Origin of the sequence: Algoriphagus persicinus, from assembly GCF_035156415.1 — a bacterium.
Lineage (GTDB): Bacteria > Bacteroidota > Bacteroidia > Cytophagales > Cyclobacteriaceae > Algoriphagus > Algoriphagus persicinus.
This window is the reverse complement of sequence record NZ_JAYEEY010000007.1, coordinates 75,107-86,962: the sequence shown is the minus strand read 5'-3', so window position 1 is coordinate 86,962 and position 11,856 is coordinate 75,107. Positions and strand designations below refer to the sequence as shown.

Here is an 11,856-nt window from a genome sequence, read left to right as displayed (position 1 = left end):
AAAAAATGGAAGAAATTAATTCTGAACACTATGTGTACGTTTATATTGACCCGAGAAATTTTGAGGAATTTTATTACGGGATGGGTAAAGGGAATAGAAAAGAAGCACATTTGACTGATAAATCAGATTCTGAAAAAACAGAACGTATAAATTCAATAAAGAATGCTGGAAAGGAACCAATAATAAAGGTGATTGCCAAATATTTGACAAAAAGAGAAGCTTTTCTTATCGAAAAAACCTTGATTTTGAAACTAGGGAAGACCCTGACAAATTCATCATCTGGACATTTTACTGAAAAATTCAGACCACATGACACCTTTCATATTGATTTGCCTTATTTTGATTTTAGAAATGGACTTTACTATGTAAATGTGGGTGAAGGAATTCATAGATGCTGGGAAGATTGCAAAAAGTATGGATTCTTGTCAGCAGGACAAGATAAAAAGTGGAGTGATCCAATCAGAAGGTTAGTGAAAGGTGATATTGTAGCAGCATATGCTAAGGGCTATGGATACGTCGGCATTGGCAGAGTTAAAGAAAAGGCTGTAAGAGTAAGTGATTTTAAAATAGAAGGGATGCCTCTTCATCAATATGATTTATTAGTTCAGAATATTTATGAAAACTGTGAAAATGGAAAGTCATAATATGTCGTAAAAATTGACTGGATTGAGACTGTAGATAAAAATGATGCAAAAAAAGCTAAAAAGAAAAATGGGATTTATTCTACTACACACATTAGAGCATCATTACAAAGTCAGCTTACCACTATAGGATATTTGGAAAAGGAATTTTGGTGAATTTCAAGGATTTATTGATTGAATAGTAAAACCTTAGCCCTTGAGGTCGTTTGACCTCAAGTTTTTTTTGGATGCTACGCCCCTATCCAATCCAGATAATTGCCTGAATGGATGACTTCATAGCTAGCATGAGGATAGGCTTTTGCCCAGGCAGCTGGAGCTTTGGGAGGTTTGGAGCTTTGGTATTTGAATTCAAATGCCCGCAGTGAATCTCCCTCTTCTTCCACCCAGTCGATTTCCTGCTGATCGTATGTCCTCCAGAAGTAGTTTTGGCAATGCATATGGCTATAATTCTGAAATTTCCTACGTTCTACCGTCAAGTAATTTTCCCATAAATCTCCCACGTCTGCCCGCATATCTAAGCGGTTGAAATTTTGGATGATGGCATTTCGGACTCCGTTATCATAGAAGTACCAACGACTGTTCTTCACGATTTCTTTACGGAGATTTCTACTATATCCTCCGATTTTGAATACAACAAATACTTTCGAAAGTAAATCCAAATAGCGCTCCACCGTGTTTTTGGACATCCCCAACTGCTTCCCGAGCTCTTCAAGCGAAACTTCCTTTCCAACTTGGAATGCAACCAAGCGGAGCAATGAGTAGAGTTTGTCAGAGTTTTTCACCCCATCTACCATCAGGATGTCCTTCAAAAGGTAGTCGTTCATGATCTGATAGAGGTAGTCTTCCTTGTCCTTCCAATCCGTGTAGTGGGTGAGTTCTGGGTAGCCTCCGAAAATCAAACGCTCTTCACGTTTTTCTATAGTAGTCTTGAAATCTTCACGTTTAGCAAATTCCATCTGGGCCAATGGATAAAGGAAAAGTGTGTTTTTCCTACCCACTAGGGGTTCGCCAACTTGCTGATGCATGTCGAATGAAGATGAGCCCGTGGCGATCACTTGTATCCCATCAATACTATCCACTAGTAGTTTTAGAATTAAACCGATGTCTGGGATATGCTGTGCCTCGTCGATGACTAGCAAGTTTTTTCCCGCCAGTAATCGACTGTAATTTGCCACTGATCTTTCCTGCAAAAGTGCTGCGTCCAACACATCTTCCCCATTGAGGATCAAGCTTTGTTGTGGATCGACATCCTTGGTAAACTGCTGTACAAGTGCAGTTTTCCCAGACCTTCTCGGGCCCAGGATCATTAATACCTTATTTGGCTTGAGCTTGTGATGAAAATTGGCTTGTAGAGCTCTCGGGATATTTTGCACTGTCATCTAGTTGAATTACAGTACAAAGGAGCTGATTATTTTTTGGAAATACAATATGACTGACGAAATTAACGTAAATACCGTCAGTTTAATGACTTAATTAACGTTAATACCGTCAGTCTGATGACGCAATTAATGTAAATCCCGTCAGTTGAGTATTGTTTCTCATTTACTTAACTTGAATGATGCTCGAACAATACTTTCAATGTCCCTATTGCCTAGAAGAGATTTCAGTACTCATTGATCCTTCCATCCACAGACAGCAATACATCGAAGATTGCGAAGTTTGCTGCAATCCAATCGAAATTAGCGTTGAGCTTCAGGAAGGGGAGGTTATCGCTTTTGATGCAAAATCAATAGAGCAGTAAATTATTCGGCTTCCTTTTTTAAGATGATTTCACCCAATTCTCTGGGTATTAATTCACTGGAGTATGCGTCATCAGATACCTTGTCAGCAAGGTATATAAATGAAGACTAGTTCCAGACCCCTCATTGATGCTGTGGGATCGGTTAGGATAGGGCATCATCTGGAATTGCTTATTGTGTTTAATCAATTCATTCATCAGCATTTCTGCGCCTTGATAGTGGACATTGTCATCGCCAGTGCCATGTATGATCAATAAATTCCCTTCCAGATTTTTGGCGTAAGTGATAGGGGATCCGTTTATGAAATCCTCCATGTTTTCCTGAGGTAAGCCCATGTATCTTTCTTGGTAGATATTGTCATAGATCAGTTGATTGGATACTGCGGCAATGGACATACCAGTTTGATAAACTTCAGGAAATTTAAACATCAGATTCAGTGTCATAGAGCCACCACCACTCCAGCCCCAAACGGCTACCCGGTTTTCATCCAGAAAGGGTAACTTTAGTAGCTCTTTGGCAGCCAAACCTTGGTCTTTGGCATTGATCACTCCGATTTTTCTGTAAATAATTTTTCTCCAATCACTTCCTTTTAGAGATGGCGTCCCGCGATTGTCCATATCAATGATGAAGTAGCCTTTTTGAGCCAGCATAATATTATAAAGCCCAACCTGTGTGTCTGTGGCCACGGTGCTCCATGGCTCTCCATACACATGAAAAAGTACCGGATACTTCTTCGATTCATCGAAATCAACTGGGTAGATTATTCTTGCGTCCATTGTCACTCCTTCGGAAGTAGTCACTTTCGTGAATTTGATATCAGGAGTTTTAAGTGATGCTAGTTTTTGGGAGTAGGCGGTGTTTTCTACAAGGTTTTTAATGATCGTATGTTTGGGTAGACTGATTAACCTAGCCGTTAATGGATTCTTGGTACTTTGGTTAATGTGTATAGCAACCAGGCCATTTGGAGCAATATCATAGGTGTTTACTCCTTCGAAAGCCTCAGGAGTTACTCGTCGGAGATCACCTTTTCCAGCCAAATCAATGGCATACAGGTAGCGCTGTGTGGCATTGTTTGGAGAAGCGATGAAGTAAACCTCTTTGTCCGTCACTCCGCCAAAAGAGGCTACGTCAAATTCGCCAGGTGTGATCAAGGTTTTATTTCCCGTAGCTATTTCAACTTTGTAAATATGTCTCCAGCCATCATTCTCTGTCATTCGTAGAAATGCTTTTCCACCATCTACCAGTGACAAACTATTATCACTCCAGCCATATCGAGACAAATCAGGATATGCCAGATCAACCCAGGTTTTCTCCGTTTCCACATAGATCTTTTTTAGTTCTTCACTTGAAGGTTTGAAAATCCAAATGGTCAGTTGATTTTGCTTTCTATTCATTTGCTGAATTAAAAGGAGATCGGCATTGATCCACTGCATACCAGGAAGGTAATTTTCCTTTTCTCCACCAGGAATTGGTATCCAGTTGGTCTTTTTCGAAGCCATATCTACTAGACCGATTTTGGCTCCTGCAGGCTCTTGACCCACTTTGGGGTATTGTAAAGGAATTGGTTTGGAATAAACCGAGTCGGTATTATTGATCATGTAAAAAGTGCCAATCTTAGAGGCATCGATCTGCCAAAATGCGATGTGGGCCGCGTTTGGACTCCAGGCAAAGCCGTCACGTTTTCCAAACTCTTCTTCATAAGCCCAGTCGAACGTACCATTGATGATCTTGCCAGTACCGTCGCTGGTTAGCTGAGTGATTTCTCCGGTCTTGAAGTTTTCCTTATATAAATTGAATTTTTGCACATAGGCTACGAATTCATTGTCAGCAGAAAATTTCGCAAACATTAGGGAAGAACCTTCAAATTTACCGCCGAGTTGCTTTAATTCTTTGGAAGCAAGATCATAAACCCAATAATCGCCTTTGGTATTTGATCTCCAAACTCTGCTGGAGTTTGTGAAAATCAAAACTTTTGTTCCGTCATCAGAGAGTGTGAACGATTCAATTGAAATTGGTTTCCCACCATTTTGCAAAGCTGATCCAGGTACAAAAATGCTTTTTTCTAAGGTTTTAGAATCCCAGCGACTCAATTCATTTCCATTTTCCACTGTCACATAAGCTGCTCCATTTTCAATCCATTGAATGGGTTGAGGCCTTTCCTGAGCGAATTCTCTTGAGTTGTAAATTCTGTCCAGGGTGAGTAGCTCTGGGCCTGAAACCTGCTGGGCAAAAACCGTAAAGATTTGAAAACAGGCAAATGCTAATGTGGTAAAAATGGATCGAAGGTTCATATTTATAAGTGTTAATCAATCTTAGAGAGTAGTTCCTGAACTGAAATGGCGGGAATTGATGATGTTTTGAAATCCTTCAAATTCCGGCTTACAATGTAATTGATATTGCTCATTGACTCAGCTCATCCTATTTGAATGGCATCTTCAAAGTCTCGATGAGTGGATTTCAAGGAGGCTATTCTGTCTTTCTTGGATCTACAAATTCCACCAATATGTAAATTTCAATACCAGAGATCTGTTTTTGGTGTAAAAAGGAGCAGGAAGATAATTGTCTGTGTAAACCAAAAATAGGTCAGATGCGGGCTTGAATCGCCACTGGAAGCGGGTGTTCAGATTGATGTTCTCGATTTGCTCATTGTACTGAACAAAGGCCGTGAAGAATAGTGTATTGGTCATGGTGACATCCACCCGAGGTCCAACCAACCAAAAGCTTGTAGTATTCCATGGTTCTGGTAACAAGATTTCATTGTATGCAGCTGACATTGCCAGGCTCACATAAGGCTGGAATCGGTAGCCCAATTCGGCGGTAGCATTGTATCGCTGACCATTGGCATAGTATCCTCCTGCACGTGCGCTGAAGGCATAAGTGAATAAGCTTTGGGGCTTGGATGTATATTCAGCACCCATGGCATACCACTGATGTTCTGTGCCTGTGGCCAGCGTATCTCCGCTGTAATTTGTAGGGTCAAAGGGGCGCTGTAATTTGACATAGTCTGTGCTCGTCCATAGCATAAAGGTGCTTTGACTTCTCCACTTTAGATTATAAGCGAGAAAAGTTGTGTTGTCTGTTTTCTCTCCGTCTTTGTTAAAAAAGAAAGTGGTACTTACATCAGGGCCATGACTTAGGATTTTTTCGCTTTTTGGAAACCAGCGATAGCCCACCTGAGGATTGATTTTGTAAAATCCTCTTCTCGGCACATAACCTACTTCTGCTGTGTAGTTTTCAGAGACATATTCATGTTGCCAGGCCCAGGTAAGATTTCCTGCGGTATATTTCAGGTTTGCTGCATGGACAAATCCATTGCCTACATTGCCTGGGCCAAAACTCTGTAGCATCATAGCTTTCCCTGTCCAGAGATTATTAGAAGAGGCTAGGTTGTATTCCAAACCCACATTACGGTTGAATTGGGAATAAATAGGCGCTTCGGTAGTTGGATCTGGATTATAGTTCAGCGATTGCTTATTGATAAAGATCCCTGTGATATTTGATCTTGCCCCTACTTGTCTTTGCAGTGCTAATACGGTGAAGTTTTGAGAGGGCAATTCATCTTCATCCACTTTTCCAGTCTGCATATTCATTCCTCCGACTCGCCAGTTTTTATTTATTTTCCCACTCAGTCTTGCACCAAATTGAATTGGGGCATTTAAGCCTATTCTTCTGGAGAAGAAAGGGCGGATAGTGCTATAGCCAAAGCCCCCAAACAAATCTCCGTTTTCCAGGAAAAACTGTCTTCGCTCAGGGAAAAACAATTCAAATCGGTCTAGATTGGTTACCTGCCTGTCTACCTCCACTTGGGAGAAATCGGGGTTTACGGTCAGATCCAAATTCAGAGAGGAAGTCAATCCGATTTTGGCATCCATTCCTACTTCCTTTCTGTACACGGCAGGTGCTCCATCTGCGACTTCCTTGCTAAACCCTCCCAGAGCATAAGGAATCACAGAAATATTTGCTCCAGTTTGGGGTGGGGCTTTGTCCCATACGAGTACTCCCGTATATGCTAAAGAAGCTGAGGGGAATTGTCGTGGAACCGGAGCCCAACCTGATTTTTCAGTGGTTTTCAGATCTAGTCGGGAAAAATTGATTCCCCATTCGGTAATGCCTTTTTTGTAGCGTATGGATTTGAAAGGAATTTTAGCCTCGAAGACCCATTTGTCTTCGTAATTGGTGACTTTGGAAGTCCACTTGTTATCCCAGCTTAGATCTACGTTGCCGCCATTGTACATGATTCCATCCCATTGGGCTCCTGCTGCATTTGCTCCAAAGGAAAATCCATTGGTCTGATCATCGAAAGGATCCATGAAGAGCAGGAAATTATCATTTTTGCCAAAACTAAAATCCCGTCGAAGGGACTCGACCATATATGGGCCCTCGACTGCATGAAAATTCTCCACGAGTAAGTAGAGATTTTCATCATCATAAGTCATCCTAACATCCGTTCTTACTCTCGCAAAGCTGGTATCCATCGGAGTAATCATGAAGAAATCTGTAGCTACTTCCGCATCCAGCCATGCTTGCTCATCAAGAGCTCCATCAATTAGAATCATCGAGCTTGCTTTTTGGATAGGAAGTTGATAATTCGAATTGATTTTTTGAGCTGAAAGTGAAGCTGCTAATAATAAATTTAGAAATAGGAATAAAAGGAGTTTGCGCATGCAAAAGAAGTATTTCTAAGGGTACAATTGTAATTACTCATAAGGCTGAAATGTATTAGTGGCTCTGATATAGCAATAATTTACTGCTTAAGGCGGTAATTCATTGTCAGATTAATTTGTCTCATTTGACGTTGTGAACTACCTTCAGTAAAGAAATTTGCACCTTCTGTGATGTATCTGTTTTTTCGGGAATTGAGCACATCAGTCACATTCAAAGTCACGGTTCCTCGATCTTGGATGATGCCTTTGCTTGCAGATATGTCCATAAAGAATATCCCTTTCCTGACCCCCTGGGCTGTTTTTTGTCTAGCTTCATAGTTTGCCCGAAGCTGTAGATCCAAGCCATTATTTAACGTAAAGCGAGATGTTTGGCGGAATAACCAAGAGTAAGTTGTGGCAGTATAGTCAGCCTGAATATTACTTCCATCGATATTCGCATGGAAGAAATTCACGTTCATATCGATTTTCCACCATTCTTTTGGGCGATAATCGCCACTTAGTTCTACACCAAAAGAGTTTTCCCCATTCAAGTTGTATGGTTTAGTTACTGAGTGTCCATCGTCGTTGACAGTTCGAAGCCGCTCGATTTTGTCATTTGTACTTCGGTAGTAAACCGTCGAGAACAGCGTTCCTTTGTCAAAATACTTGATATGCCCCAGCTCGAACGCATTGGTGTATTCGGGATTCAAATCAGGATTTCCGCTGAAGAAATTCCTGGAATCTGAGAAGGTTACATAAGGGCTGAGGTCATTGTAAACAGGCCTTTGCACCCTTCTGCTGTAGCTAAGCTGAAAGGCATTTTCTGGGGTGATATTATAGGTCAAATGTGCACTAGGGAAGAGGTTGGTGTACTTTCTTGGATTCTCTTCATTAGTCTCTTGCAAAATGGTCTTTACATCTGTGTTCTCTACTCGCAAACCTCCTTGGTAGCTCCATTTGTTAGTTTTATTGCCAATGATCCCGTACGCCGCCATGATATTTTCATCGTATAGAAAAATATTGTCTAATCCTGGAATGGGCGAAAACTCACCATCATTACCTTTCTCCTGAACGATGTAATCATTTTTCATCCTGCGAAAACTCGTGCGGAATCCAGTTTCGAACTTTCCCTCTTTTCCAAATGGCTTGACGTAATCCAGCATTGCTAAATACTGATTTTCATATTCGTCATTCAGAGAAGTTTGGACTTGCTCTTGGGCTTTGTTTTCGATTCCTGCGGGTGAAAAAGTGTTTTGGGTGAATAGTTGATCTGAATTTTCCCAATAATTCAGGTAGGTGAAAGTCGTCGTAAGTTCATGTCCCTTTTGCTCAAAGGTCCGCTTATAGTTGGCCGAAATCTCTGAGTTTGGTTCCTCTTCGGTTTCATCCTGCCTTCTCAAGGTATAGCTCTGCAGGTTGTCAACAGTATCCCAGGAGTCTTCGTAGCGAATATCCGTGATTCTGTGTGCATCGCTTCTACGCCAGAGGTATGACAGTGTTAGAATACTCTTTTCATTGAAGTAATAATCCAGTCCCCCTCGGATATTATTATTCAAACCGCTGACAATTCCTTCATTGCTCTGATTGAGGATGAATGTAGTATCTTGACCATAAACTTCTTGGTACAATTCGCCCACATTTGGTGAGCGCCTATATGCCAGTCCATAATTTATAAACCAATTGATTTTTTTGTGGCGATAGTTCAAATTGGCAGTGAATCCAAGATTGGTGGGTGTACCTACGATTACTTCAAAGGAACCATTGAAGCCTTGATTATTCTCTTTTTTCAGAATGATATTGATCACGCCTGCCATTCCTTCGGCTTCGTATCTGGCGGAAGGATTGGTGATGACTTCCACCCGCTCGATCATATTGGCAGGCAGCTGACGCAGGCCACTACTTCCTTTGAAACTTACTAATCCAGAGGGCTTTCCATCGATCAAAATCCGAACATTTGCAGATCCCCTCAAGCGTACATTTCCCTCTGGATCTACAGAAATAGAAGGCAAATTCATCAAAATATCATTAGCAGTCCCGCCTGCATTAGCCAGGTCTTTCCCCACATTAAAGATCCTTTTGTCTAGTGAAAGTTCCATAGTGGTCTTTTCTCCCTGAACTACAACTTCTTCCAAATCTCCAGCTGTGCTCTGCATGTTGATTTGGCCTAAATCATGTGATGGAGCGTCTTTTGAAATAGAAAATGAATCAGTTTTGAAAGGCTCGTAACCCATGAATTCTACTAAGGCGTAATATTGTCCGGTTGAAATATCGATTTGGAATCTACCATCATCATCAGAAAGACCTCCAGAAATGAGGCTATCAGTCTTGGTGTATATACCTATAGAAGCAAAGGGCAGCGGAGAACCAGCTCCATCAGCCAGAACTACCCCACTCAAAACTCCCTTTTTTGAGGATTGTTGGGCAAGGATGGCCCCGCAAAAAAGTAGGCTCATAAAAAGCGAGAGACAGATCTTACCGAAAGAACTATGGAAAGCAATAGACATTAGATGTCGGGTTAGGTTTTAGGTTTGAGAAGATTGAAATCCGAAATAATTCTTTCAAGGGATTAAAATCATGGAAAGATATTTTGATTTTCTGGGAAAAGCAGTTAAAAAATGACTAAAGGCTGAATATTACGGACGAGTAGAAAACGGCTTTGCCAGTTGCTGGAATACCTATTTTCTTTTCAAAAGGCTAGCGACCGTCCTGCCTATCCAATCCAGTCGCTCTATGGGGCCGATGAGTGAGCCATGCATCATGTCCATTACAAGCATGCCGCCTGCCTTAGGTTGGTTGGGGTAGATTAGGATGAAGCTGTGGTTTTTTAGCCAGATGTTAATCAGTTTAGGGACACGCTCCAAGCGCGGGTGATAGGAAGTTTCTCCTTTTCGGCTTAGTACCATGATCAGATTGTCGTCTGGTTTGAGGAGAATATTTAGACTTTCCAATTCATCCCATTCAGGGAAACGCCGAAAATCCACGCGAATAGGATGCTTTGTGAGAATATCCCTGAGGTATTCTCTTGTTTCGGGTGAAGCATAGAAAATCATTCTTGCACCGGAATTCCGCGCTATATTCCAGACTTTTACCAGCCAAAAAGGAAAGCCTAGTTCCATCTCAGCATGAGGAGGGATGAAAACCAAATGGCGTCTATGGGTGTCGAAGGGCTGATGTGGCTTATAAATGAACGTCGTTGTATTACATTTACTAAGGAGTCTCTCGGTGAGATCACCCAGAAAACTATCTTCTACGGCAGCCTTTTCGTGTAGGCCCAGTACTAAGTCAGTGATTTTGTTTTCGCGAATTACGCTCGATATCCCATGTTCAATATTCGTGTCATATCGTAGTAGTTCATATAGAAAATGATCCGTCGAACCTGCGGTCTTGCTGGCTTGATTTAACGTTTTTTGAGCTTTCATTTCGGCACTCACATCTTGCAGATCCGGGTTGATAATACTGAGTGCATAAAGATTAGATTGCTTCTGAGGTGATTTTAGCATGATGCTTAGATGAATTAGCTCGTCTGAGGTTTCTTGGTTTCGCACTGGGATCAGGATACGTTCTGCTATTTCTTCACCTGCCTCTTCATCCAGTGGTGAATCCGCCAATGCGATTCTTTTTGCACCCTTTTGAGCTTCAAGTGATGCAATTGTGCAGGTCACCAGGATCATAACGATAGTGCCGTTTAGCACATATTCGGAGAGGAGTCGGATGGGCTCTCCACTTTCATCTGTGCCAATAATAATCCTGTACCCGACTGTGACAGCTGCCAAAGTTGCTGCTGCTTGTGCATTACTCAAGCCAAAAATCACTTTACGTTCATCTTTTGAGAACCCAAAAGTTTTCTGCGTGGCTAAAGCGGCCAGGAACTTTGCCAGCGTGGCTACTACGGTCATGACCATCGCAACAATGAACGTATTCCAGCCATCAATAAATGCTGTGAAATCTACTAGCATCCCAACACCAATTAGGAAAAAAGGAATAAAGATCGCATTGCCTACAAACTCTATTCTATTCATCAAAGGTGAGGTATGCGAAATTAGTGGGTTTACAGCCAAACCAACTAGAAATGCACCAATGATGGGTTCTACTCCTGCCAATTCTGCTAATGCAGCCCCCGTAAATACTAGCGCTAATGCAAACACATATTGAGAGACGTTGTCTTCATATGTTTTCAAAAACCAGCGTGCTACCATTGGAAGTAGAAATAAAATAATGGTTGTAAAGAGGATTAAGGATAGGACTAATTTAATCCAAAAAGTAGTGTTTACTTCTCCTTGAGTGGCTCCTACGACGACTGCAAGTACCAATAAGGCAAGGGTATCCGTGATGAGCGTACCGCCTACAGTGATATTGACGGCTTGATTTTTCGCAATGCCCATCTTGGAGATCATCGGATAGGCGATCAGGGTATGGGATGCAAACATACTTGCCAGCAAAATTGAGGAAAGCATGCCTAGATTCAGAATATAAATCCCAGCCATCATTCCCAATAGCATAGGAATTAGAAAGGTGTATATGCCAAAAACTATACTTTTCTTACTGTTTTTACGAAAATCTGCCATATCGATCTCCAGCCCTGCCAAAAACATGATATAAAGCATTCCAGCTGTACCCGAAAGGATGATGCCGCTATCACGCTCTATCCAATTCAGCCCATTGGGGCCGATGATAGCACCAGCTATGATTAATCCGAGCAATGGCGGAATTTTTATCCGATTGAGAGCAATCGGTGCAAGCAATATGATCAACAATATCAACAGGAATTTGAGTACCGGATTATCGATGGGTAAAATAAATTCCGAAAGTTGATCTAGGTGCATCGTGCTTTGT

Annotated in this window: 7 protein-coding genes; 2 read left to right on the top strand and 5 right to left on the bottom strand. The window is 41.6% G+C overall.

The window, feature by feature from the left end; genetic code table 11:
* The first annotated feature begins 5 nt into the window (after positions 1 to 5).
* Complete coding sequence (locus U3A58_RS07335) at positions 6 to 644, top strand: GIY-YIG nuclease family protein (RefSeq protein WP_323822757.1); 639 nt, start codon at positions 6 to 8, stop codon at positions 642 to 644.
* A 227-nt stretch (positions 645 to 871) separates the two neighbouring features.
* Here U3A58_RS07335 and U3A58_RS07330 read toward each other — a convergent pair whose 3' ends face one another.
* On the bottom strand, positions 872 to 2,020 hold the full coding sequence (locus U3A58_RS07330; RefSeq protein WP_323822756.1) for an ATP-binding protein: 1,149 nt from the start codon (positions 2,018 to 2,020) through the stop codon (positions 872 to 874).
* 176 nt (positions 2,021 to 2,196) lie between these two features.
* Between U3A58_RS07330 and U3A58_RS07325 the strand changes: the two genes are divergently transcribed.
* On the top strand, positions 2,197 to 2,382 hold the full coding sequence (locus U3A58_RS07325) for a CPXCG motif-containing cysteine-rich protein (protein WP_323822755.1): 186 nt from the start codon (positions 2,197 to 2,199) through the stop codon (positions 2,380 to 2,382).
* Between the two features lie 48 nt (positions 2,383 to 2,430).
* Here the strand turns inward: U3A58_RS07325 and U3A58_RS07320 are convergent, their stop codons facing one another.
* The 4 genes from U3A58_RS07320 to U3A58_RS07305 all read right to left on the bottom strand — a co-directional run bounded on the left by U3A58_RS07320 (position 2,431) and on the right by U3A58_RS07305 (position 11,846).
* Complete coding sequence (locus U3A58_RS07320) at positions 2,431 to 4,671, bottom strand: S9 family peptidase (RefSeq protein WP_323822754.1); 2,241 nt, start codon at positions 4,669 to 4,671, stop codon at positions 2,431 to 2,433.
* Positions 4,672 to 4,866: 195 nt separating this feature from the next.
* The gene (locus tag U3A58_RS07315) at positions 4,867 to 7,044 is read right to left on the bottom strand and encodes a DUF5916 domain-containing protein (RefSeq protein WP_323822753.1); all 2,178 of its coding nucleotides are present in this window, start codon (positions 7,042 to 7,044) and stop codon (positions 4,867 to 4,869) included.
* Between the two features lie 80 nt (positions 7,045 to 7,124).
* Entirely contained in the window at positions 7,125 to 9,527 is a 2,403-nt protein-coding gene (locus tag U3A58_RS07310) for a TonB-dependent receptor (RefSeq protein WP_416377287.1), read from the bottom strand.
* A 171-nt stretch (positions 9,528 to 9,698) separates the two neighbouring features.
* A complete protein-coding gene (locus tag U3A58_RS07305; RefSeq protein WP_323822752.1) occupies positions 9,699 to 11,846 on the bottom strand; it encodes a cation:proton antiporter in 2,148 nt (715 codons plus the stop codon).
* Positions 11,847 to 11,856 lie beyond the last annotated feature (10 nt).